Origin of the sequence: Thermocrispum sp. (genome assembly GCF_002919275.1) — a bacterium.
GTDB lineage: Bacteria > Actinomycetota > Actinomycetes > Mycobacteriales > Pseudonocardiaceae > Thermocrispum > Thermocrispum agreste.
On the sequence record NZ_PKFA01000051.1, the window covers coordinates 15,524 to 38,124 of the forward strand.

Below are 22,601 nucleotides of genomic sequence, written 5' to 3' on the forward strand. Positions count from 1 at the left end.
CGCATCACCGCGACGAGAGTTCGCCGAACTCCCGCCACTCGCGCTCCCACATGGCGTACCGCTGCCGATCGAGTGCTCTGCGCGCCAGCACGACCGTTCCCGCCAGCAGACCGGCCACGCCGAGCCAGGTCAGCAACGCCAGGCAGGCGGCATCCCATGCAGCGTCCGGCACGGGCAGCGGCGGCGGCACCCGGTGACCGTTCTCGTCGACCCAGATGTCGATCCGGTCGCCTTGCCGTGCCCCCGGATTGGCCGGGACCTTCTCCACCATGCGCCTGCCGTCCCAGTGCCATGCGGCAGGCACCATCGGTGTGATGAGCAACCTCGGCTCCATGGGCGGTGCGTCCGCCAGCAGTGTCGCGGTGATCTGCGTCCGGCTCGCCTGCTGCTCCTCGGCGGTGTCCACCACTTCGGCGTGCACCAACGACCCCACGACCCCCGCGAGCGGCATCGCGGCCAGCGCCAGCAGCACGGCCAGCGCCACGATCACCGCCTCGATGCGATCGCATCGGCGCACCAGCGGGTTTCGCCGTACGCCGCTGCGCAACAGGAGCCACCAACGACCCGTGTCAGCCACGTCTCCACCGTGGCCCGATCCCACCATCTCGCGCGAGTGCCGGTAGTCCTGCCGGGTGGAGCCTTTTCGGCTGAACGACCGCCGGTGGTGCAGACGCCGACACCGGCATTCCCGGTCGCCGGGCACGGCGCCGCCGCCCCGGCTGGGCACGTTGCTCCCGGATCGCGACACCTCGCCTGGCAGAGGACTTCCGGCTGCGGCCGAGGGTGGCGTCGAATCCCGTGCCCGTGAAGCGGCGTGCTCGCCACCATCACAGCGTTTCCGCAGGTCGTGGGCCGGGCGGGACTTGAACCCGCGGCCAAGGGATTATGAGTCCCCTGCTCTAACCAACTGAGCTACCGGCCCGGAACGCGACTACCTTGCAGACTACGAGGTCACCGGTGGAGCTCGTCACCCAGGCGTCCCCTGCTCCCCCCAACCCGGCTCGACTGACCAGGCATTTTCACCGCGAAGACGCCATCGCACCTCCACGTGGAGCTCACCCGAACGGACTTTGAGACGAAAAGTTGGCCCAGATGGAACGAACCCGTGTCGAGGGTCACTCCGTGGGGTGAGCGACGAGCCATTCGGAAGGACGACGATGTCTGCCGCAACCCTGCCGAGTCTCCTCACGAGCCACCGCGCCATGGCGTTGCTGCGTGCAGTCGCCGAGGGGCGCGCCGAGATCACCGCCAGTTGCGAGCCGGACCTGTTCATCGACGGCCTGAGCTGCGGTGACCAGTACACCGCGCACCTGCTGGCGCACGCCGGACTCATCCGGCCCGCCCGCCCCACCGAGATCGGCGAACGGGTCCGGGCCGAACTCACCAGCACCGGCCACGCCGTGTTCGCGCGGGCGGGCACGCACCGGGCAGCCTGACCCGGACGACCGGGTTCCCGTGAGACCGCACCTTTGGCACCGATCGTGAGCAGCGCGCACCGTGCCACCGCCGCCTTCTCACGGACAAGCGCCGAAGCCGCACCCACCCCGCGGCAGCGCAGGCACGGTGGCACGCTCTCGGCGCACGGACGACACGATTGCGTCGATTGCGCGGTCGGTGCGCTCGACCAGGTCCGGTCGCTGCACGCTACGGCATTCCCCTACCGACCGGACAGCGTGCCGGTTACCGGCACAGCCGCCTCGGATGTCACCGGCCGTGCACCGATGGTGCCCCGCGGGACGTTCGTCGTTCGGATTCGGCATTCCGTTCGTGGCCCGGCGACCTGTTGCCGAGCCGCCGCACCTCGGCCGGCGACGCCTCTGCCGCACACGACGGCGAATCCGGGCGAGTCCTCGAGTTCATCCGCACCGCCGGGTCCGTCGAATTCATCGCACCGAGGGCGGACGACACAGCGCCGCGCGCCTCCGACACGACGGGCACGGATGCGTAGTCCATCCCGTCCCGGCTGACGGCCTCGTGCCAATCGGTGGATCCCGGACACCACCGAGCCGCGTCCCTCCGCCGGAGCAAATGACCACCCGGTAGGAGACGGAGATGGCTTGATGGTGTGACGACTACCACAGAAACCGGCCAGCACCATACCGCTGAGCAGAGGCAGCGCACCCGGATTGCGTTTTTCATTCCACCCTTGTCGTGTCTTGCACGTCAGGCGCATGCACGTACGATCACCGGCACCTCGGGCTCCGCGCAATCGCCGCATTGACCGCCTGGTGCACGGGATTACTCTGCCGAGCGCCCCATTACCCACGAGTTGCTTCAACTGCAGCCGGACTCCATCGCGTCATACTGGAGGCGAATGATGACGACTGCTCTGACTTCGCGTTCGCTCGTCGAAAAATATTACGAGCTCATCGACAACGGTCATGTCGACGACGCCATGGAACTGACGACAGAAGATATCAAATTCAAGTTCGCCAATGCCGCCCCCGCCGTCGGCCGGTCCGCCACCAGAGCCGGTATCGACCGAGTGCTGGACCAGTGCAACAAAATCAAGCACGACGTCCTCACATTCTTCGACATTCCCCGCGGTGACGGCCTGCGCGACGTGATTTTCGAGCTGCGCATCACGTACGACCTGAAAAACGGCAAGCACGTGAGCATCCCGGGTTGTGCGGTGACCACGGTGAATTCCGACGGCCGCTTCGTCGAGCAGCGCCTGTACGGGGATCTGACCGACGTCTTCGCCGAATGACTCCCCCTGCCCGGCCGGCACGACCGAGCCGGGCAGGGGACTGCTTCCCGTCCCCCTGACGGCCGTCGCGGTCGGCCGGAACTGTCGATCGGAGTGCCCATGGTGCCTGACGTGAACGTTCCCGTTCTCATCGTTGGCGGCGGCGGATGCGGCTTGACCTCGTCGATCCTGCTGTCCGAGCTCGGCGTCGAAACGCTGCTCGTCGAACGACACGACAGCACGTCGCCGGTCCCGAAGGCGCACTACCTGAACCAGCGCACGATGGAGATCTTCCGCCAGTTCGGGATCGCCGAACCGATCGTCGCGGCCGGCGCACCTCTGGAAGCGTTCGGCAAGGCGACGTGGCGAACGTCGCTCGGGGGCGACGGGCCGCTCGACGGCAAGGTCATCCACGCCATGGACGCCTTCGGCGGCGGCCAGCTGCGCGAGCGCTACCTCCGAGACAGTCCCAGCCTGCCGACCAATCTGCCGCAAGTCCGATTGGAGCCGATCCTGCGGCGCATGGCCGAGGATCGCGCTCCCGGCCGAATTCGATTCGGCCACGAGCTGGTGGATTTCACGCAGGACGACACCGGCGTGACCGCCACGATCGAACCGAAGAACGGAACCGCCTACCGAGTCCGCTGCCAATACCTGATCGGCGCGGACGGCGGAAGATTCGTCGGCCAGAAACTCGGTGTCGTGCTGGCCGGTTCCGGTCGCCTGATCGACATCATCGGATGTCACTTCAAGGCGGACTTGTCCGCCCATTTCTCCGGCGACAGCGTCATCACCTGGCTGATCGACCCCGACGGCGGCGGCCCGTTCGGCAGCGGAGCGCTCCTCCCGATGGGGCCGACCTGGGGCAGGAACTCCGAGGAATGGGTCCTGCATTTCACTGTCCCGCCGGACGATCCGCAGCGGATGTTCGATCACGACGTGCTCGTCGCGCATCTGCGACGGTTGCTGAAAATTCCCGACCTCGACGTCGAGGTGCTGAACGTGAGCCGTTGGGGTCCGGAGGGCGCCCTGGCCGAGCGATTCCGTGCGGGCCGGGTGTTCCTGGCCGGTGACGCCGCGCACCGCACTCCGCCGACGACCGCGCTCGGCCTCAACAGCGCGATTCACGACGTCCACAACCTCGCCTGGAAACTCGCCGCCGTACTCGACGGCACCGCCTCCCCCGCCCTGCTCGACAGTTACGAAACCGAACGCCGCCCCGTCGACGCCGGTTACGTGGATTGGGCGATGTTCACCTTCGTCAACCACACGGTGATCAACGCCGGTCTGGGCTTGAGCCCGAACCAGACACCGGAGCAACGCCACCAGGCGATCGCGGCACTGCTCGCCGACACACCGATGGGGGCCACACCGGGCACGTGCCGTTCAGGTGATCGAAACCCAGCGCACGGAGTTCCACTCGCACGACATCGAGCTCGGATACCGATACGACGACGGTGCCGTCGTACCCGACGGCACCGCTCCCCCACCGCGGGATCCGATGGGATTCGAGTACCGCCCGACGACCCGGCCAGGCCACCGTCTGCCACACGTGTGGCTGAACCATGGCGGCCGACGGGTGTCCACCCACGATCTCGTGGACAAACGCGGATTCGTGCTGATGACCGATCCCAGCGGCACGGCCTGGACGGCAGCCGCCTCGGCCGTCGCGGAAGGGCTGAGAATTCCGCTGCGAACTGTGACGATCGGCGAGAACGGCGAATACACCGACCCCGACGGGGCCTGGGCCCGGTTGAGTCAGCTGGACCGCGGAGGAGCGGTCCTCGTGCGCCCGGATCATCATGTCGCCTACCGATCGACGAGCCCCGTGCCCGATGCCGAGAACGCCCTGCTTCGGGCCCTGAGCGCAGTGCTCGCGCGGCTGCCGGAGCCGGTGGGGTGACCCGGAGCCTGCCCGGCACCATGCTCGGGGCACGGGGCTCTGCCGGGCCGGCCGGGTATCGATTCTCGCTGTCGACCGCACACGTCCTGTCCGGGCCGAATCCGAGGGCGCGCCGGCCGTCCTGCCGACGACGGCGGTCCGTGACCGCGCCGCGAACCTCCGTTCAGCGAGCACCAAGCGAGCGGTGGGGCGATCACTGCGTCCAACACTGACAGGGTGGGCATGCCTGCCCGTCCAGCCGGTTTCGGGCAGCGCGACGTCCCGGCGCGCCCTCGCCGAATCCTGGCGCCGGAAGCCCTGACCGGTCGGCGTGCCCGAACGCGCTCGAGGTGGTCGATGCCGTCGCGGCAGCAGGCGCGCCGACCGCACGTCGCGTCCGTACACATGACGTCCTGCGGCGGTGCGGACCGATCGACGGACGTCGGCGGCCGGGCTTATGGGCCGCAGGCGTGCGACTCGAGTACGCGACACCGTGCGCCGGGTTTCAGGATCGCGACGGTCTCGGTTGAGGTGGGACCGCCGACGACGACCGCCGATCGGCTCGGCGACTCAGTGGCCAAGCTCAACGCGAGCACACGGACTGCGACTGGCCGGACAGCACTGCCGACGCCCGAGCAGGGGCCGACGCGATCAGTGCGCAGCTGCTCGAAGCGATGGTCGATGTCAGCTCGAACGGTTGATGTTTGTGGGGGGTCTTGGCGGGTTCGCTGGATCGGCGAGCCTTGATGATCGGAGACCCTCTGACGTGAGGTTTTGCTCCCCCGGTTGGACTCGAACCAACAACCTACCGGTTAACAGCCGGTTGCTCTGCCAATTGAGCTACAGGGGAAAGTCGTCCCGTGCCCCTCGCGGCGCGGCACGAGCAAACTTTATCCCATGGCTTCCGGGGCCCCAGCAGCGGGGTGCACCTTGCGAAGCCGATGAGTGACGGCGCGCCGAAGCGGGAATCCAGCCCGCACGTTCCTACGAGGAGGAGGCCATGGTGCGCATACTTCTTGCCGCCGCAGTCGGTTACGTGCTGGGGACCCGCGCCGGTCGCAGCCGCTACGAGCAGATGGTGCGTGGCTACCGGAAGCTGGCCGAGCATCCCGCTGTGCAGAGCGCTGCCGGCGTCGCCAGGGCGAAGGTCTCGGAGAAGGTGCCGTTCGTCACCGAGCCCGGGAAATCCAAGCCCGCCGCAGCCACGGCGAGCGCGAGCAACCCCCAGCCCGGGGAGGCCCAGCACTAGCGGGCTCAAGCGGCCGACGGTGCACCGCAGCGCTACGCCGCCTGACGAGTCCGGGCCACGAAGAAGACCCGCCGGAAAGGGAACCACGTGGTGCCGTCCGGACGCATCGGGTACGCCTCGCGTAGCCGCGCGCCGAGCTGCGCGCAGAAGTCCGCCCACCGTTCGTCGTTCAACGCTGCGCGGATCGGCCGCAGCGTCGTCCCGGTGAGCCATTCCAGCACCGCATCCGGCCCGTGGAGCCGCTGCAGGTAGGTGGTTTCCCATGCGTCGACGGTGCAGCCGGCCTTCTCCAACAGTTCGGCGTAACCCATCGGGTCGAGAACGTCACGAACCTGGGCCACGCCGTCCAGGCCCCAGCGCGGGTCGGCGACGAACTCCCTGACCAGCTGATGCGACGGCGATCGCTGATGACCGGGCACCTGCACCGCCAGCCACGCGCCCGGCGGCAGGGCCTCGGCCCACCGCGGCAGCAACTCCTCGTGCCCGGGGACCCACTGCAGCACCGCGTTGCAGACCACCACGTCGGCATCGGCGGGCGGCACCCAGTCCCGGACGTCCTGCACCCGGGCGTCGATCCCGTTCGCGCGGGCGGCCGCGACCATCTCCGGCGAGCTGTCCAGCGCCTCGACCTGGGCGTCCGGCCAGCGCTCGATCAACCGCACGGTGAGATGACCGGGGCCGCAGCCGAGGTCTACGACCCGGCGTGGCTTGTCCGCATCCACCCGGTTGAGCAGTTCGGCGAACGGCCTGGCCCGCTCGTCGGCGTACCGCAGATACTTCCCGGGATCCCACATGCTCAGCGGCCCACCAGCTTGTCCGCCGCCTCCCTGGCGATGGCGGCGACCACGTCCACGTCGGTGCCCGGATCGGGCCGTGCCTGCAGCACCGGGCCGTCCGGAGTCTTGCGCTGCACGAACCACACGCCGCCGCCGTCCGGCAACTCCTTGCGGTAGCGCGAGGTGATCGACCCCTCGACTCGCTTGTGCACGACCGCGGGCAGTTTGCCCGGCTGGGTGAGTTCGAACGTGCGTGGCGGCAGATCCGCGATCAGCACCGCCTTGCCCGCCGTCTGCGTCTGCTGCGCCCACACCACGGTGAGCTTGCCGTCGCCCCACGTCGCCTTCGTCACGAAATGCCATGCGACGTGCCGGTAGCCGTCGCCTTCCGGCAGCCACAGACCACGGTTGGTCGCCACCACGCCGTCGGCCTGAGCCAGCACGTGCTCGTTCGGGTCGAGCGACCCGGTGAAACCATCCGGCAGATCGTCGCCCAGCAGCCGTCGCAGCCACTTCATCAGGTCAAGCCTCCGACCGCGCGCTCGAGCAGCGCCTTGCGGTACTGCTCCAGCGCCACCAGATCACCGAACAGCGCGTGGTACTCCTCGGGCTGATCCACCGGCGACAGCCGTTGCAGCTTCGACTTCACGTCGGCGATCTGCCGGCCGACGAGGCTCTGCTGGACCGCGGCGAGCACCGTGTCGACGTAATGCGCGTCGGCCTCACCGTCCTTGGTGCGCAGCGGCTCGACCGCCAGCTCGGACAGCACGACCTTCGCCGTCTCGTCCGAGCAGTGCTTGCCGGCCGCCTCCAGCAGCTCCGGACCCCGCAGCCCCGATGCCGCGCCGCCCGCGGCCAGCACGGCCTTGTGGATCGCGACATAGACCGGGTGGGTGAAAGCCTCCTCCGGCAGCGCGTCGTAGGTCGGCCCGGCCAGCGCCGGTTCCTGCAGTGCGGCCTTCAGCACCTCGCGCTGCGCCTCCAGGGACGGGTCGCGCGGATCCGGCCGGGGCAGGCTTCCTTGCGCCTTGCGCGGCGACCCGTTGCGGGCCGCCCTGCGGCGGACCACGACCTCGGCCCCCGCCGTCTCGCGTACCCGCCGCACGACCATCGCCTCGTCCTGCCACCCGGTCCAGAACGCCAGCTTCGCCGCGTAGCCGTCCCGCTTCGCCTCGTCCTTGATCCTGGCCACCAGCGGCACGGTCCGCTGCAGGGCCGCGACCTGCCCGTCCACCGAGTCCAGGTCGTACTCGCGCAGGATCGACTTGATCGCGAACTCGAACAGGGGGATGCGCCGGGCCACCAGGTCCCGGACCGCCGCGTCGCCCTTGGCCAGGCGCAGCTCGCACGGATCCATGCCGTCCGGCGCGATCGCGATGTAGGTCTGCCCGGCGAAGGTCTGGTCGCCCTCGAACGCCTTCAGCGCGGCCTTCTGGCCGGCTTCGTCGCCGTCGAAGGTGAAGATCACCTCACCACGGAAGGTGTCGTCGTCCATCATCAGCCGACGCAGCACCGTCATGTGATCGGCACCGAACGCCGTCCCCGACGTGGCCACCGCGGTCGGCACCCCGGCGGCGTGCATGGCCATCACGTCGGTGTAGCCCTCCACGACGACGACCTGGTGCCGCTTGGCGATCTCCCGCTTGGCCAGGTCCAGCCCGAACAGCACCTGGGACTTCCGGTAGATCGGGCTCTCCCCGGTGTTGAGGTACTTCGCCTCGATCTTGTCGTCGTCGAACAGCCTGCGCGCGCCGAACCCGACCACGTCCCCGGCCAGGTCGCGGATCGGCCACAGCAGCCTGCGGTGGAACCGGTCCAGCGGCTTGCCGCGTGAGCCCTGCTTGGCCAGCTGCGCCTTGTACAGCTCCTCGACCTCGAAGCCCTTGGACAGCAGGTACCGGGTCAGCTGGTCCCAGCCGCTCGGCGCGTACCCGCAGCCGAACCGCCGGACGTCCGCGGCGTCGAAGCCGCGCTCGGCCAGGAACTGCCGCGCGGGCTGCGCCTCGGGGGTGTTCAGCTGCTCGGCGTAGAACTCCTGCGCGGCGCGATGCGCCTCGATCAACCGAGCCCGGGTTCCCCGGTCGCGCTGCACGGCCGCACCGCCGCCGGTGTAGGTCAGTGTGTAGCCGACCCGGTCCGCCAGCCGTTGCACCGCCTCGACGAACCCGATGTGCTCGATCTGCATGATGAACTTGATCACATCGCCGCCTTCGCCGCAGCCGAAGCAGTGGAAGGTGCCGTGCGACGGACGCACGTTGAACGACGGGGTCTTCTCGTCGTGGAACGGGCACAGGCCCTTCAACGAGCCGCCACCTGCGCGGCGTAGCGCGACGTAATCGGAGACCACCTCGTCGATCCGGTTGCGCTCGCGAACTTCCGCGATGTCGCTCTCCCGGATCAGCCGTGGCACGCCATTAGTCTAGGACTTCCATCCCAGCCGTGACCCGCTACCGTGCACGGTGGAAGGCGAGATCCCCAGTTCCCGTGAAGGGAGACCAGCACATGCGCATCAGCGTCGAGTCCGATCAGTGCGCCGGCATCGGGCAGTGCCACGAGGTCGACCCCGAGCTGTTCCCGCTCGACGACGACGGCTACAGCGCGGTCGGCAAGGACCGCGACGTACCCGCGGACAAGGAGGAGAAGGCGCGGATCGGTGTCGACAGCTGCCCGATGGCCGCGTTGTTCATCACCGAGTAGTCCCACCGGGGCGCCATGACCTCGCTCGACGTCCTCGCTGAGCAGTTCACTGCGCTGCGCGGCAGGCTGCTCGCCCTCGCCTACCGGCTGACCGGCACGCGCGCGGACGCCGAGGACGCGGTGCAAGAGGCATGGCTGCGCGTGCAAGGGCTGGACGCGGCCGAACGCGACGGCATCCGGGAACTGGCCGCGTGGTCGACCACCGTGGTCAGCCGTATCTGCCTGGACCGCCTGCGTTCGGCCGCCGTGCGCCGGGAGTCCTATGCCGGGCCGTGGCTGCCCGAGCCCGTCGTCACCCCGCTGGACGGGCCGCGCCAGGACGATCCGCTGCAGCTCGCCGTCCAGGGCGAGGACGTCCGCCTGGCGGCGATGGTCGTGCTGGACAAGCTGACTCCGGAACAGCGTGTGGCGTTCGTGCTGCACGACGCTTTCGGCGTGCCGTTCGCCGAGATCGCCGAGGTGCTCGGGTGCAGCGAAACGACGGCACGGCAGCACGCCAGCCGGGGAAGGCGCGTGCTGGCGGAAGCCGACGTGCCACCGCGGATCGACCTGGCCGAGCAGCGTCAGGTGGTCGAACAGTTCATCGCCGCTCTGCTGGCGCGGGACACGGAACGGCTGACCGCACTGCTGCACCCGGACGCGGTGCTGATCGGCGACTCCGACGGCAAGGCTCGCACGGCCCGGCGTGTCATGCAGGGTGCGGACAAGATCGTCCGGTTCTACCTCGGGCTGTTGCGGCTCTACGCGCCCGAGGCCATCTCGGCTGCCCAGCCGATGCTGGTCAACGGCGACCTCGGGGTGTTCCTGCCGCACCACCCCGGCGACGACCAGTACCGTCCGTTGGATCCGCGGCTGACCGTCGCCGTGGTTCGCGACGGCCGCATCGTCGCTTTCTACGACCACTGCAACCCGGACAAGCTGCGCACCGCAGGTGTGCTCTGAATCACCCCTTCGGGCTGTCACACGCGCAGCCGCCGCCTCGTCAGGGCGGTGTCAGCGCAAACGTTCAGCGAAGGGAGTGCGGCATGCCGCGCATCGCAGCCGTGGACATGAAGAATTCGGGCCTGGCCAACCGGATGATGGCCCGGTTCGCCGAGAAGAGGTACGGCAAGACCCTCGACCCGCTGGCCGTCACCGCGCACCACAAAGGCCTGCTGCGCGCCACCGTAGTGCACGAACTCATGGTGGAGCGGGCAGGCAGCGTACTGCCCGAGGCAGTCCGTGAGCTGGTGGTGTACCGGGCCGCGGTGCGGCTCGGCTGCTCGTGGTGCGTCGACTTCGGCACCATGCTGCAGATCCACCAGGGCCTGGACGTCGAGCGGCTCGAGCACATCGACGAGTACCCGACGTCCGACCTGTTCAGCAGGCAGGAGCGGTTGGCGCTCGCCTACGCCGACGCGATGACCGCGACCCCGGTGGAGGTCACCGACGCCCAGGTGGCCGAACTCGAGGCCGAGTTCGGCCCCGCGGGCGTGGTGGAGCTGACCTATCACATCGCGCTGGAGAACATGCGGGCTCGCAGCAACAGCGCGCTCGGCATCCCCGCGCAGGGGTTCACCGAGTCCTGTCAGGTGCCGGTCGGCGACTGACGGTCAGGCGACGCGCAGCTCGACGTCGATGTTGCCCCGGGTGGCCCGGGAGTACGGACAGACCTGGTGCGCGGCCTCGGCCAGCTCGCGGGCGACATCGGCGTCCACGCCGGGGACGCCGACGGTCAGGGTGACGGCCAGTCCGTAGCCCTCGCCGTCCGGGCCTATGCCCACCTCGGCGGTCACCGAGGAGCCCTCGATCCTCACCTTGCGCCGGCGCGCCACCAGCTGCAGCGCACCGTGGAAGCAGGCCGCGTAGCCCGCTGCGAACAGCTGCTCCGGGTTGGTGCCCTCGCCGCCACCGCCGCCGAGCTCCTTCGGCACGCTGAGGTCGACCTTCAGCCGGTTGTCCGAGGTGCTGACCGCGCCGTCTCGGCCGGCGCCGGTTGCGGTGGCTTGTGCGGTGTAGACGGGTTCCATCGGGTGATCTCCTCATCGGTGTCCTGCCCTGCCCCACCCTCGAGGTGGGACGGGGTGATTCCGCGCGGGCGCGCGGTGTGCCGCCCGGCAGACACACACCTACCGGGACGCTTGCGTGGGAACGGCCGAGCTGGCCGGCGCGGACGGCGGCGGTCAGCCAGCCCGTCTCGCGGCGGCGGGCGGCGCTGTCATCGCGCGGCCGCCATGGCGGTGTGACTTTCGGCGAGGGAGTCCGCCAGCTCCCCCAGTGCGGTACGCAAGGCGACGATGTCCTCCAGCTGCATCTGGGTTGCGCAGCCGATCTTCGCCGGGATGTCGCGGGCACGCTCACGCAGCGAGCGCCCCTTGCCGGTCAACGCGATCTCCACCGAACGCTCGTCCTCGGCACGTCTGCCGGTGGTCACGAGCCCGGCGGCCTTGAGCCGCTTGACCAGCGGGGACAAGGTGCCGGAGTCGAGGTCCAGCTCGGCACCGAGCTCCTTGAGGGTGACCGTGCCCCGCTCCCACAGCACCAGCATCACCAGGTACTGCGGGTAGGTCAGGCCCAGCTCGTCCAGCAGCGGACGGTAGATCTGCTGGATCAGCCGCGTCGCGCGGTACAGCGCGAAGCAGAGCTGGTTGCGAAGGTGCAGATCGCTGTCGCTCACGGCTGAAGCATTGCACACAATTTAATTGCGCGCAATTGAATGGCGCGCAATGAGACTCGTGGCTGGGCGTATGACGACACGTCACCGGCAGCGGCCGACGGGCACGCCGCGAGGACCTGACCAGCCGCGGCCCGGCCATCGACGACAAGACGGCTCATCGACCTTGCCTGGGCTGCACCCGGCGCCGGTGGCCGCACCAGCTCGGCCGGACTCGCCGGCCGCGTCGTCCACCGACGCCATGGAACTCAGCGGCCGGCATCCACCTGCGCTGTGCCGCCTGCCCACACCGCCGGACTCGACGGGCCGGGACCCGCATTCACGTGGACCGAGCAGCCAGCCGCCCACGTCCGCCCGAAGCACGCCGGACGGCGACTGGGCGCCCATGGGCCGGGCTCCCGCCGATACCCGCTCTGGCGCCGGTCAGCACGCCGGAGCGCGACCTGACAGGCGCGAGCCGGGGCCGTCAGCCGGGGTCGGCCACCCGCGCAACGAAGTACACCGCCCCGGAGGCCGCGTGGCGAACGAGCAGCAAGAACGGCCGATCGAAACGGACCTCGACCGGGCTTTCGACGATCACCGAGGTCATCCGGACCATCATGGCGGTCGCGGCGGCACCCTCCAGGCCCTTCTCGTCGACCCGCAGCACCGATTCGTGCAGAGCGTCCGACACCGTCAACCGGGGATCGCTGGACAGCCCGCTGAGGTCGGCCTGCGGCGTGAACAGCGTCCGCACCCCGAGGGTGCTCAACACGTCGGTCAACCCGACGTTGGTCTTCACCCGCAGCCGCGGAAGCCACAGCGAGACCCGTCGCGCGCGAAGCTCGCTCAGCACGGCGGCCAGGGTCGCCGCATCGGTGTGGGCTTCCGCTTCCGTCAGCTCCCCGTCGGGCAACAACGCCACCGCCTCGACGCCGCCGGCCGCGGGCAGGCTCACCGCGGTCCAGCCCGCCGCGCTGGCGTAGCCGAATCTGTCCACCTGGTGCATCATCGGCACCCGGCGCTCCCCGGACGGCGTGGCGAACGGTTCCTCGGCGGTCTCGTGCTCGGCGAACGGATGCCGCCACCCCACCTTGAGATACAGCGCGTTGACCAGGCTGGCCACGGTGGAGGAGTCCACCGCGCCTTCCGGCACCAGATCGGTGATCAGGTTCCTGGTGGTTCTCGCGACGTCGTCGTTGATCGCGCGGCGAGCCGCTTCCGGGTCGGTCACGAACGGCGCGGTGGCGACCTTCGCCCCCGGCCATCCGGCCAGCTCCACGGTGAACGACTCGTTGAGCGGCAGCTGCTCCCACGCCCAGAGCGTGTTGGACACCTCGAGCACGGGCTGGTCGCCGCCCCGACCCGAGGACAGCACCGCCGCCGTGCGCAGCAACTCCACCTGCTTGCCGATGTCGGTGGCGTCCGGGTCCAGCAGACCTTGCAGCTCTTCCGCGGTCGCGCCGCGCGCCGCCTGGTAGACCATGCCGAGCGCGCTCTCCACCGAGTACGGCGAGAAGCACACGGTGCCGCCACCGGCACCGATGACCCGATGCAGATCCAGGGTGAACTGCAGATGCCTGCGCTCGGCGGGTGGGTCAGCCATGCCGCCCAGTGTGCCAGGCGTGCCACGCCACGGCTTGCGAATCGGTCAAAGTGGCCACCTGGTCGACCACCACGCGCAGCCGGGCGGCATCGTCACCAGCCGCCTGCCAGTCCGGCACGAACAAGGCGTCCAGCGACTCGGGCGCGCGTTCGGCCAGCACCGTGGCCAGCTCCATGAGCAGTTCCCGCTGTCCCTCCTGCACCGCGAGACGGCGCCGGTCGCTCATCACGTACCGCAGCGCCAGCGACTTCAACAGCGCGACCTCCGCGGCGACCTGGTCCGGCACCTCCAGCCGTGCGGCGTACCGGCACAGCGGCCCGTCGCCGTGGGCCGCCCGCGTCGGAGCCACCACGGCGGTGGCGAAGCGGCCGACCAGCTCGGACGTCATCCGTTTGAGCGCCACCATGGCCCGGGGCGAGAAGTCGCACCCGGACCTGGCCAGTTCGGCGACCGCGGGCAGCTCGAGCAGCCCGACCGCGGCGGCCTCCAAAGTGGCGACGTCCAGGTGGGAGAAGTGCTTGGCGGCCAGCTCCGCGATGGCTGCCCGCTCGTCCCGGCTGGCCAGCACGGCCATGGAAATGCGCCCGGCGAGCACGCCGTCCTCGACGTCGTGCACCGAGTAGGCGACGTCGTCGGCCCAGTCCATGATCTGGGCCTCCATGCAGCGCTCACCCTCCGGGGCGCCTTCGCGGACCCAACGGAAGGTGTCCAGGTCGTCCGGATACACCCCGAACTTGCGCTCGCCCGACCTGCGCGGCCACGGGTACTTGCTGGTGGCGTCCAGGCTCGCCCTGGTCAGGTTCAACCCGACCGGCGTGTCGTCGCGCAGGTGCTTCGGTTCGAGGCGGACCAGGATGCGCAGCGTCTGCGCATTGCTCTCGTAGCCGCCGATGTCGGCCGCGACCTCGTCCAGTGCCTTCTCGCCGTTGTGGCCGAACGGCGGATGCCCGATGTCGTGCGCCAAGCCGGCCAGGTCCACCAGATCGGGATCACAGCCCAGGTCGGTGGCGATCCCGCGGCCGATCTGCGCGACCTCCAGCGAGTGGGTCAGCCGGGTGCGCGGGACACCGGACACCTCGGCCCCCTCCCCCGGCCCGACCACCTGCGTCTTGCCGGCCAGCCGCCGCAACGCCGCGCTGTGCAGCACACGGGCCCGGTCGCGGGCGAACGGCCCTCGCGTGTCCTGCGCCCCCTCCGGTACCGCGCCCTTGGGCGGCTCGGGATACCGCCTGGCCCGGTCGTGCTCGGTGTACATGCGACCAGACTAGGAGCGCGCCGCGTGATCAGTCCAAGCTGGAGCCGCTGACGACGTCCGTCGGCGACGTGACGAAGCGGTAGAACAGCAACGCCCTGGTCTCACGCCAGATGTAGCGCAGTTCCGTCCGACGGGTCTGCACGATCGGGCCGCTGCGCGTCGGCGAGGTCCAGGCGTCGATGCCGAGGTCGCGCATCATGGTGCGGGCCCGCAGCGAGTGCCACGGGTCACTGACGATCACCGCGGACCGGATGCCGGTCTCACGCGCCGACGCGACGAACGACTGCACGCTGCCCAGCGTGTCCGTGCCTTCGCCGAGCGCCGAGACCGCGTCCCGCGGTACGCCGTGGTCGACCAGCCACTGGGCACCGGCTTCCGCCTCGGTCGTGGCATCCCCTGCCTGACCGCCGCCGAGCGTCACGATGCGGCCGGCGACGCCCTGCTCGTACAGCTGCTGGGCGTGCGCCAGGCGCGCGGCGAAGATCGGTGACGGGCGGCCGTTGTACTGGGCCGCCCCGAGCACCACGATGGCGTCCGCCGGGGTGCGGTCGTCGATGCGGGCGACCTGCCACACCCGGAACGCGGTGCCGCCCAGCACCAGCAGGCCGACCAGGAGCGCCCCCACGACGCCCCGGACGATCCAGCGTCGCACTCCTGTCACGAATCAGCAGCCGACCAGGCGCGCGGCCAAGTAGGACTCGACCTGGTCGATGGAGACCCGCTCCTGCTCCAGGGTGTCCCGGTCCCGCACCGTGACGGCCTGGTCCTCGAGCGTGTCGAAGTCCACCGTCACGCAGAACGGGGTGCCGATCTCGTCCTGCCTGCGGTAGCGCTTGCCGATCGACGCCGCGTCGTCGAACTGCACGTTCCAGTGCTTGCGCAGCACCGCAGCCAGGTCGCGCGCCTTCGGGCTGAGGTCGGCGTTCCTGGACAGCGGCAGCACCGCGACCTTCACCGGAGCGAGCCTGCGGTCGAGCTTGAGCACGACGCGCTTGTCCACCCCGCCCTTGGCGTTCGGGGCCTCGTCCTCGGTGTAGGCGTCCAGCAGGAACGCCACCATCGACCGGTTCACACCGGCCGCGGGCTCGATGACGAACGGGCGGTACCGCTCCTTGGACGCCTGGTCGAAGAACGACAGGTCCACCCCGGAGTGGTTGGAGTGCGTGGTCAGGTCGAAGTCGGTGCGGTTGGCGATGCCCTCCAGCTCACCCCACTCCTGGCCGGAGAACTGGAAGCGGTACTCGATGTCGACGGTGCGCTTGGAGTAGTGGGACAGCTTCTCCTTCGGGTGCTCGTACAGCCGCAGGTTGTCCTTGCTGATGCCCAGGTCGGTGTACCAGCGCATCCGCTCGTCGATCCAGTACTGGTGCCACTTCTCGTCCTCGCCGGGCTCGACGAAGTACTCCATCTCCATCTGTTCGAACTCGCGGGTGCGGAAGATGAAGTTGCCCGGCGTGATCTCGTTGCGGAACGACTTGCCGATCTGGCCGATACCGAACGGCGGCTTCATCCTGGCCGTGGTCAGCACGTTGGAGAAGTTGATGAAGATGCCCTGCGCGGTCTCCGGGCGCAGGTAGTGCAGGCCTTCCTCGGACTCCACCGGCCCCAGGGTGGTGCGCAACAGGCCGTTGAACTCGCGCGGCTCGGTGTACTGGCCGCGCGTGCCGCAGTTCGGGCACGGGACGTCCGAGACGTCGTTGGGGGCGATCTCCTTGCCGCTGCGCTCGGCGTACTCCTCCGCAAGCTGGTCGGCACGCCAGCGCCGGTGGCAGGACAGGCACTCGATGAGCGGGTCGACGAACGCCGCCACGTGGCCGGACGCCTCCCACACCTGGCGCGGCAGGATCACCGACGAGTCCAGGCCGACGACGTCCTCGCGGCCCTGCACCATGGCCTTCCACCACTGGCGCTTGATGTTCTCCTTCAGCTCCACCCCCAGCGGGCCGTAGTCCCACGCCGACCGGGTGCCGCCGTAGATCTCACCGCACGGGTAGACGAACCCCCGGCGCTTGCACAGGCTGACGATGGTCTCGAGGCGATCGGTGGCCACTGGATCTCCGCATGTGTCGAACTGGTCGTGGAGTAAAGCCCAGGGTATCCATTCCCCGAACGGATGAAGCCAGCCGGGGCCGCAGACGTGCCCAGCGGCATGGGCACGCGGGACCCGGACGACCACGTGCGGCGCATGGCACCGGCGCGGTACTCCCCGCCGGGCCGTATGCGGGCACCCAGCAGGCCGCGCGCACCGCCGCCACCACGTCGGCCCCCGCCCGGCCGTATGCGGGCACCCGGCACCGGCTGCCGGACCAGTGTGCGGCACGCGTGGCGTCGGCTCGGCGCTTCCGCCGCCGGGCCGCTTCCCGCGCGCGTCCGCCGCTTCCTGCCGGAGCCGGGAGCCGGTCACCAAGTGGCATCGGCCGGCGGCGCCGGGGCCGCCCGGCAGCCACGGCCACCTTCGTCGCGCGGCGTCTACCATGGGGTGCATGCAGACGCTCACCCACGCGGCCGACCGCCCGTCGGCGTCCGCGGAATCGCCGCTGCCTGCGGAGACGCTGGCCGCCGCCGGTGAGCTGCTGCGCGCGCTCGCCGCGCCGGTGCGGATCGCGATCGTCCTGCAGCTGCGGGCCGGCGAGCGCTGCGTGCACGAACTCGTCGACGCGCTCGGTGTCGCGCAACCGTTGATCAGCCAACACCTCCGCGTCCTGAAGGCCGCGCGCGTGGTGCGTGGCGAGCGGCGTGGGCGCGAGGTGCTGTACCGGCTGGCCGACGACCACCTGGCCCACATCGTCGTGGACGCCGTGGCGCACGTGCAGGAGGAGGGTCGATGACCAAGGCGAGCCCGGTGCCCGGCAGGCGGGCGACGCGGCAGCGTGCTGCCGTGGTGGAGCTGCTGGAGAACATCGACGACTTCCGCTCCGCGCAAGAACTGCACGACGAGCTGCGGCGGCGCGGCGACACCATCGGGCTGACCACCGTCTACCGCACCCTGCAGTCGCTGTCCGACGCCGGGCTGGTGGACACCATGCGCACCGAGTCCGGCGAGGTCATTTACCGCCGCTGCTCCGACCACCATCACCACCACCTGGTGTGCCGGGAGTGCGGCTACACGGTGGAGGTCGAGGAGCCCGCGGTGGAGCGCTGGGCGGAGTCGGTCGCGGCCAGCAACGGCTTCGTGAACCTGCGGCACACCGTGGAGATCGTCGGCACCTGTGCGGACTGCAACGCCGCCAAGTCGTAGCGCCCCGGGAGGGCATTCGGCACCGGCATCCCTGCCCGAACGTCGCTGGCAGGAACCCGGGCAATGACTCGCCGCGGACGCGGCAGCCTGGGTGCGCTGGTTGGAGAGGCGCGGAACCGGCGGTAATCGCGGACGGCACGGCGGGCGCACGGCCTGCCCTGAGCGGTCCGGGTAGCACCCCGGCCGGAATCGGCAGCGCGATGCCCGACCCGATGAGCAGTGCCAGCCGCGTACGTGATCGCAGCGGCCGGGACACGTCGCCGGGACAAGTCGTCGGGACACGTCGCCGCGGCAGCCGCAATGCGTGGAAGTCACGCCGCCCGGGCACTGTCCGCCATGTCCGCCGCAAGGCGTCGACATCGCACCGATGGAAAGTCATCCGCCTCTGGGGCCCCTCCCCTCCCCTCCCTCCCCTCCCCGCCGGACTGCTGGCAGTGTCGCCGACCCGGGGCGCACGCTTCCGGTCCGCGGCGCACGCTTCAGTACTCGTACGGATCGGCAGGTTCCGGTATTCGCCTGAGCTCCTCCACCGTCAGGTCCGGGGTGGTCACCGACGACGGACGCGACGGCGGGCGATACCGCCCGACCACCTCGATCCACTCGTCCTGCCCCAATCCCCGCAGCATCTCCGAATCGCCGACCAGGCGGACCGGCACCGGATAGCCGTCGGCCGCGCAGCACCTGATCACCACCCGCGCGATGTAGGTGCGCCCGCGTTCGCGCACGACGAAGCCGCTCAATCGCACTCGCCGGTCGATGAGCGTCTTCCCCTCGCCCCAGACCGCCCTGGCATGGAACTGCGACAGCGGCAGCGTGGTGACTTCGTCCGCCGGCAACGCCGAGAACGCCTCGACCTGCGCCGGGTCGACCTGCCTTCCGCCCGCTTCCAGCGACCGGGACACCGAGTCGGCACCCAGCGCAGGCGGAGCGACCAGAAGCCCGGCGAGCACCGGCGCCAACAGCAGCCATGCGCTCCGGCCACCGCCATGAGCATGGCCGTGGTCATCCACCGAGGAGTCGGCACGGGCGTGGTGGTCTGCTCCTGCCGGGGCACCGGAATGGCCATCGCCCTCCATCCGCGCCGAACCAACAGCGCCTGCACCACCGCCCCCTCCGCCGGCCGGGCGGGCGGCGCGCATGTCACGCCAGATCGCCACCGCGGCCAACACCACCACGACCAGGCCGGCGCCCACCAGCCACCAGCGATGCTGCGGCTTGACGTACCGCAGGTAGTCGCCGGTCCAGGCCAGCTTCAGCAAGCAGCCACCGAGCAACAGCAACAGGACATTGGCCGTCTCCCGCCTCATCGGCTGCCTCCCAGGACCACCCACCACGCGGCGACCGCACAGGCAATGGCCACCACGAACGTCAGCGGAGCGAACCGCAGCGCGAACGGGCGCCCGAACGTCCCCGCCTGGAGACTGATCAGCTTGACGTCCACCGCCGGGCCGACCACCAGGAACACCAACTTCGGCAGCAGTGGCAAGCCGGCGAGGGAAGCCACGACGAACGCATCGGCCTCGCTGCACAGCGCCAGCAACACCGCGAGCACCGCCATCACGAGCACGCCGAGCACCACCTGCTCGCCCAGGAACGCGAACCAGCCCGGTGGGATCAGCACGTTCATCGCCGCGGCGATCGCCGCGCCCAGCACCAGGAAGCCGCCCGCGTCCACCAGGTCGGCACGCGCCGTCTCGGTGAACGCCCGCCAGCGCCGCCCCGCTACCACATCGGCCACGCGCTGCCGGGCTCGCTCGACGATCCAGTCGAGCTTGCCGAACCGGGCCCACAGCAGCCCGACCAGCACCGCGGTCCCCAGCGACGCCACCAAACGCGCCAGCATCATCAGCGGCTCCCCCGGGAATGCCACCGCGGTCGCCACCATCACGACCGGGTTCACCGCCGGCGCGGCAAGCAGAAAGGTCAACGCCGCCGCTGGCACGACCCCGCGCGCGATGAGCCTGCGGGCAATCGGCACCGCCGCGCACTCACACGTCGGCAACGCCACCCCCGCGACCCCCGCGACCCCCACGGACCCGACGCTGCTGCGTGGCAGCGCCCGCTGCAGCACGCGAGCCGGGACGAACGCGGCGATCGCACCGGACAGCAGCACCCCGAGCACCAGGAACGGCAGCGCCTGCACGCAGATGGCGACGAACACGGTGGCGGCCGTGCTCAGCCGCGGATAGCCGGCCAGCCCGTCACGCAGCAGCGGCCGCACCAGCAGCGCCGCCACCAACAGCACGCACAGCACTTCCATCGACGTGATGCGCAGGCGCCGCGGCGGCCGAACCTCGCGGCCACCCGGCCCCCGCCGATCAGCGACGCCCGAGGGCGCGGCAGGCCGCGCCGGCCGCTCGGCACGCTCGAGCGCCCGGCCGGGCTCCGCACCGGAAACATGTGCGCGTTCTGCGTTCACGGTCGACGATCGTGCCAGCCCACCTAGTCGAAATCGACAATCAGTGTCACGAGTGGCGCGAATTCTCCCCTTCTGTGCAGCCGGACGACACGTCCGTCGCCACTCGCGCCGCCACGGCTTGCGCCCGGCCCGCCACGATGCCTTCTGCGCTCAGCGATTCTCGACCAGCGCGAGCAAGTCGGCGCGCAGCCGCGAGGCTGTCGACACCACCAGCATCAACAGCGTCCCCAGCGGCGTGGGCTCCAGCCCGTCGGCCGGGAACGCGTAGCGCAGCGTGACGTCCAACCCGGTGTCGGTGTGCACCACGCCGAGCGTGCCGAACAAGCCCTGGCCCGCCCGCTCGGCCGCCGCCACCGCCAACGCAGGGTCGTCCGGCAGGTCCCAGGCCACCACACACGTCAGGCTCAACACCGTCAAGCCCTCGGCCAGCCGCACCGCCTGCACCGCGCACGGCACATCGGAGTGCTGGAAGGTCAACGCGCCGTCGTCGTCGACCTTGACCTCCAGGTAGCGCTCCAGCGCCGTCTTGGCGTTGGTCAGCAGTTCTGCGGTGTCAACGGCCTCGGTGCTCATGGTTCTCCGGTCTGTCGGGCTGGCTCCGCAACGGCATCCCGCGCTGCCCCGAACCGCCGATCACGCCGGGCATACTCCAGGCACGCCTGCCACAGGTGGGTGCGGTCGAAATCAGGGAACAGGGTGTCTTGGAACACCATCTCGGCATACACCGACTGCCACGGCAAGAAGTTCGACGTGCGCTGCTCGCCGGACGGTCGGAGGAAAAGGTCCACGTCGGGCATCTCCGGCTGGTAGAGGTACTTCGCCACGGTACGCTCGGTGACCTTCCTCGGGTCGATCCGGCCCGCCGCGGCCTCCTCCGCGATGCGGCGCACCGCATCGACGATCTCCGCCCGCCCACCGTAGTTGACGCACATGGTCATGTTCATCCTGGTGTTGAACCGGGTCCGCTCCTCGGCGATCCGCAGCTCCTTGATGACGCTGCGCCACAGCCGCGGCGCCCGGCCCGCCCAGCGGATGCGCACCCCGATCGAACCGAGGTAATCCACCTGCCTGCGGATGGTGTCCCGGTTGAAACCCATCAGGAAGCGCACTTCCTCCGGGCTGCGCTTCCAGTTCTCGGTGGAGAACGCATACACCGTCAGCCACTTGATGCCCAGCTCCACCGCGCCGCTGGCCACGTCGATCATCACGGCCTCGCCGCGCTTGTGCCCCTCGATGCGGGGCAGGCCGCGCTTGTTGGCCCACCGGCCGTTGCCGTCCATCACCAGCGCGACATGGCGGGGGATCAACTCCGGCGGGATCTCCGGCGGCCGGGCGCCGGACGGATGCGGATCCGGCTTCCGCGTTTCGCGAATGGGCTCCAACCGTGCCTTACCCCGCACGTTCTCAGCCTCCCGCTCTGCGTTCCACCAGCGGAAGCGAGCGTAGCTGACGTTCCAGATGCCACTGCAGGTGCGCGGCGACCAGGCCGCTCGCGTCACGCCGGGCCGACGGCTGGCAGCGTTCGGCGACCTCCCAGTCGCCGTGCAACAACGCACCGAGCAGCCGGATCACCTCCGGTGACGGCGACACGGCCCCCGCTGGGCGGCACCCGGCGCACACCACCCCGCCTGCCGGGACACTGAACGCACGATGCGGCCCCGGCTCCCCGCACCGGGCGCACTCGGTGATGGCGGGCGCCCAGCCGGCATACGCCATGGCACGCAGCAAGAACGCGTCGAGCACCAGCGACGGATCCCGCTCCCCCGCCGACAACGCCCGCAGCGCACCCGCCACCAGCAGATACAACCGGGTGGCAGGCTCGCGTTCCTCCGCCGCCAGCCGGTCGGCCGTCTCCACCACCGCGGCGGCCGCGGTGAAGCGCGGATAATCCGAGACGATGCCCTGCGCGAACGCATCGACGGTCTGCACCTGGGTGATGACATCGAGCGAGCGCCCGGGATAGAACTGCACGTCGACGTGACAGAACGGCTCCAGCCGTGCACCGAACCGCGACGTGGTACGCCGCACCCCGCGGGCGACCGCCCGAACCTTGCCGTTCCTGCGGGTCAGCAGCGTGATGATCCGGTCGGCCTCCCCCAGCTTGTGCACGCGCAGGACCACGCCGGTGTCACGGTAGAGGTTGGCCACCCCGTCATCA

General features: G+C 70.1%; 24 protein-coding genes, 2 tRNA genes and 1 pseudogene. 10 read left to right on the forward strand and 17 right to left on the reverse strand.

Annotated elements, in window-relative coordinates:
• Positions 1–4 precede the first annotated feature (4 nt).
• Together CXP56_RS11795 and CXP56_RS11800 are read right to left on the reverse strand one after the other, a co-directional pair.
• Positions 5–577 carry an Rv1733c family protein gene (locus CXP56_RS11795; RefSeq protein WP_028846422.1) on the reverse strand — a complete coding sequence of 191 codons (573 nt, stop codon included), beginning with the start codon at positions 575–577 and terminating at the stop codon, positions 5–7.
• Between the two features lie 271 nt (positions 578–848).
• Positions 849–922: transfer RNA gene (locus CXP56_RS11800), tRNA-Ile, on the reverse strand.
• Positions 923–1,157: 235 nt separating this feature from the next.
• On the opposite strand from CXP56_RS11800, the gene CXP56_RS11805 reads away from it, so the two are divergent.
• The 4 genes and pseudogenes from CXP56_RS11805 (at position 1,158) to CXP56_RS19040 (ending at position 4,592) form a co-directional block, all read left to right on the forward strand.
• Positions 1,158–1,436 (forward strand): hypothetical protein, encoded by a 279-nt coding sequence (locus CXP56_RS11805; RefSeq protein ID WP_028846421.1) that lies wholly within the window; start codon positions 1,158–1,160, stop codon positions 1,434–1,436.
• Between the two features lie 878 nt (positions 1,437–2,314).
• Positions 2,315–2,710: a nuclear transport factor 2 family protein gene (locus tag CXP56_RS11810; RefSeq protein WP_286901126.1), complete on the forward strand. Its 396-nt coding sequence runs from the start codon at positions 2,315–2,317 to the stop codon at positions 2,708–2,710.
• A 99-nt stretch (positions 2,711–2,809) separates the two neighbouring features.
• Positions 2,810–3,922, forward strand: a pseudogene (locus CXP56_RS19035) (FAD-dependent monooxygenase); the annotation flags it as partial.
• Positions 3,923–4,190: 268 nt separating this feature from the next.
• A complete protein-coding gene (locus tag CXP56_RS19040; RefSeq protein ID WP_353744555.1) occupies positions 4,191–4,592 on the forward strand; it encodes an aromatic-ring hydroxylase C-terminal domain-containing protein in 402 nt (133 codons plus the stop codon).
• Positions 4,593–5,348: 756 nt separating this feature from the next.
• On the opposite strand, the gene CXP56_RS11820 is transcribed toward CXP56_RS19040, so the two are convergent.
• Positions 5,349–5,421, reverse strand: a tRNA-Asn gene (locus CXP56_RS11820).
• A gap of 150 nt (positions 5,422–5,571) precedes the next feature.
• Between CXP56_RS11820 and CXP56_RS11825 the strand changes: the two genes are divergently transcribed.
• Positions 5,572–5,820, forward strand: coding sequence for a hypothetical protein (locus CXP56_RS11825; RefSeq protein WP_028846417.1), 249 nt, complete (start codon positions 5,572–5,574; stop codon positions 5,818–5,820).
• A 32-nt stretch (positions 5,821–5,852) separates the two neighbouring features.
• On the opposite strand, the gene CXP56_RS11830 is transcribed toward CXP56_RS11825, so the two are convergent.
• Genes CXP56_RS11830 through dnaG form a run of 3 tightly spaced genes read right to left on the reverse strand, consistent with a single transcriptional unit; the run spans position 5,853 to position 9,006 of the window.
• On the reverse strand, positions 5,853–6,614 hold the full coding sequence (locus CXP56_RS11830; protein ID WP_286901130.1) for a trans-aconitate 2-methyltransferase: 762 nt from the start codon (positions 6,612–6,614) through the stop codon (positions 5,853–5,855).
• Between the two features lie 2 nt (positions 6,615–6,616).
• Positions 6,617–7,114 (reverse strand): hypothetical protein, encoded by a 498-nt coding sequence (locus CXP56_RS11835; protein ID WP_028846415.1) that lies wholly within the window; start codon positions 7,112–7,114, stop codon positions 6,617–6,619.
• A complete protein-coding gene (gene dnaG / locus CXP56_RS11840; RefSeq protein ID WP_028846414.1) occupies positions 7,114–9,006 on the reverse strand; it encodes a DNA primase in 1,893 nt (630 codons plus the stop codon). The genes CXP56_RS11835 and dnaG overlap by 1 nt, the downstream gene beginning before the upstream one ends.
• A 92-nt stretch (positions 9,007–9,098) precedes the next feature.
• On the opposite strand from dnaG, the gene CXP56_RS11845 reads away from it, so the two are divergent.
• From CXP56_RS11845 to CXP56_RS11855, 3 genes are all read left to right on the forward strand, one after another.
• Positions 9,099–9,293: a ferredoxin gene (locus CXP56_RS11845; RefSeq protein ID WP_028846413.1), complete on the forward strand. Its 195-nt coding sequence runs from the start codon at positions 9,099–9,101 to the stop codon at positions 9,291–9,293.
• 15 nt (positions 9,294–9,308) lie between these two features.
• Positions 9,309–10,235 carry a sigma-70 family RNA polymerase sigma factor gene (locus CXP56_RS11850; protein WP_286901133.1) on the forward strand — a complete coding sequence of 309 codons (927 nt, stop codon included), beginning with the start codon at positions 9,309–9,311 and terminating at the stop codon, positions 10,233–10,235.
• A gap of 83 nt (positions 10,236–10,318) precedes the next feature.
• The gene (locus CXP56_RS11855; RefSeq protein ID WP_028846411.1) at positions 10,319–10,882 is read left to right on the forward strand and encodes a carboxymuconolactone decarboxylase family protein; all 564 of its coding nucleotides are present in this window, start codon (positions 10,319–10,321) and stop codon (positions 10,880–10,882) included.
• A 3-nt stretch (positions 10,883–10,885) separates the two neighbouring features.
• Here the strand turns inward: CXP56_RS11855 and CXP56_RS11860 are convergent, their stop codons facing one another.
• The 6 genes from CXP56_RS11860 to CXP56_RS11885 all read right to left on the reverse strand — a co-directional run bounded on the left by CXP56_RS11860 (position 10,886) and on the right by CXP56_RS11885 (position 16,836).
• Complete coding sequence (locus CXP56_RS11860) at positions 10,886–11,302, reverse strand: organic hydroperoxide resistance protein (RefSeq protein ID WP_286901136.1); 417 nt, start codon at positions 11,300–11,302, stop codon at positions 10,886–10,888.
• A 188-nt stretch (positions 11,303–11,490) separates the two neighbouring features.
• Complete coding sequence (locus CXP56_RS11865; RefSeq protein WP_028846409.1) at positions 11,491–11,949, reverse strand: MarR family winged helix-turn-helix transcriptional regulator; 459 nt, start codon at positions 11,947–11,949, stop codon at positions 11,491–11,493.
• Between the two features lie 463 nt (positions 11,950–12,412).
• Positions 12,413–13,531 (reverse strand): serpin family protein, encoded by a 1,119-nt coding sequence (locus CXP56_RS11870; RefSeq protein ID WP_028846408.1) that lies wholly within the window; start codon positions 13,529–13,531, stop codon positions 12,413–12,415.
• A complete protein-coding gene (locus CXP56_RS11875) occupies positions 13,524–14,786 on the reverse strand; it encodes a deoxyguanosinetriphosphate triphosphohydrolase (protein WP_028846407.1) in 1,263 nt (420 codons plus the stop codon). Before CXP56_RS11875 ends, CXP56_RS11870 begins: the two co-directional genes overlap by 8 nt.
• Before the next feature lie 28 nt (positions 14,787–14,814).
• Positions 14,815–15,438, reverse strand: coding sequence for a YdcF family protein (locus CXP56_RS11880; RefSeq protein WP_028846406.1), 624 nt, complete (start codon positions 15,436–15,438; stop codon positions 14,815–14,817).
• A 12-nt stretch (positions 15,439–15,450) separates the two neighbouring features.
• Positions 15,451–16,836: a glycine--tRNA ligase gene (locus CXP56_RS11885; protein ID WP_286901142.1), complete on the reverse strand. Its 1,386-nt coding sequence runs from the start codon at positions 16,834–16,836 to the stop codon at positions 15,451–15,453.
• Between the two features lie 433 nt (positions 16,837–17,269).
• Here CXP56_RS11885 and CXP56_RS11890 point away from each other — a divergent pair, with 433 nt between their 5' ends.
• Both CXP56_RS11890 and CXP56_RS11895 read left to right on the forward strand, forming a co-directional pair.
• Positions 17,270–17,614: an ArsR/SmtB family transcription factor gene (locus CXP56_RS11890; RefSeq protein WP_038044347.1), complete on the forward strand. Its 345-nt coding sequence runs from the start codon at positions 17,270–17,272 to the stop codon at positions 17,612–17,614.
• Positions 17,611–18,024 (forward strand): Fur family transcriptional regulator, encoded by a 414-nt coding sequence (locus CXP56_RS11895; protein ID WP_286901145.1) that lies wholly within the window; start codon positions 17,611–17,613, stop codon positions 18,022–18,024. The genes CXP56_RS11890 and CXP56_RS11895 overlap by 4 nt, the downstream gene beginning before the upstream one ends.
• A gap of 479 nt (positions 18,025–18,503) precedes the next feature.
• On the opposite strand, the gene CXP56_RS11900 is transcribed toward CXP56_RS11895, so the two are convergent.
• The 5 genes from CXP56_RS11900 to recO all read right to left on the reverse strand — a co-directional run bounded on the left by CXP56_RS11900 (position 18,504) and on the right by recO (position 22,591).
• The gene (locus CXP56_RS11900) at positions 18,504–19,331 is read right to left on the reverse strand and encodes a TIGR03943 family putative permease subunit (RefSeq protein ID WP_028846403.1); all 828 of its coding nucleotides are present in this window, start codon (positions 19,329–19,331) and stop codon (positions 18,504–18,506) included.
• Positions 19,328–20,284, reverse strand: coding sequence for a permease (locus CXP56_RS11905; protein ID WP_084608868.1), 957 nt, complete (start codon positions 20,282–20,284; stop codon positions 19,328–19,330). The genes CXP56_RS11900 and CXP56_RS11905 overlap by 4 nt, the downstream gene beginning before the upstream one ends.
• A gap of 309 nt (positions 20,285–20,593) precedes the next feature.
• Positions 20,594–21,016 (reverse strand): hypothetical protein, encoded by a 423-nt coding sequence (locus CXP56_RS11910; RefSeq protein WP_028846402.1) that lies wholly within the window; start codon positions 21,014–21,016, stop codon positions 20,594–20,596.
• Positions 21,013–21,843, reverse strand: coding sequence for an isoprenyl transferase (locus CXP56_RS11915; protein WP_028846401.1), 831 nt, complete (start codon positions 21,841–21,843; stop codon positions 21,013–21,015). Before CXP56_RS11915 ends, CXP56_RS11910 begins: the two co-directional genes overlap by 4 nt.
• 4 nt (positions 21,844–21,847) lie before the next feature.
• Positions 21,848–22,591, reverse strand: coding sequence for a DNA repair protein RecO (gene recO / locus CXP56_RS11920; protein ID WP_286901150.1), 744 nt, complete (start codon positions 22,589–22,591; stop codon positions 21,848–21,850).
• Positions 22,592–22,601: the final 10 nt, after the last annotated feature.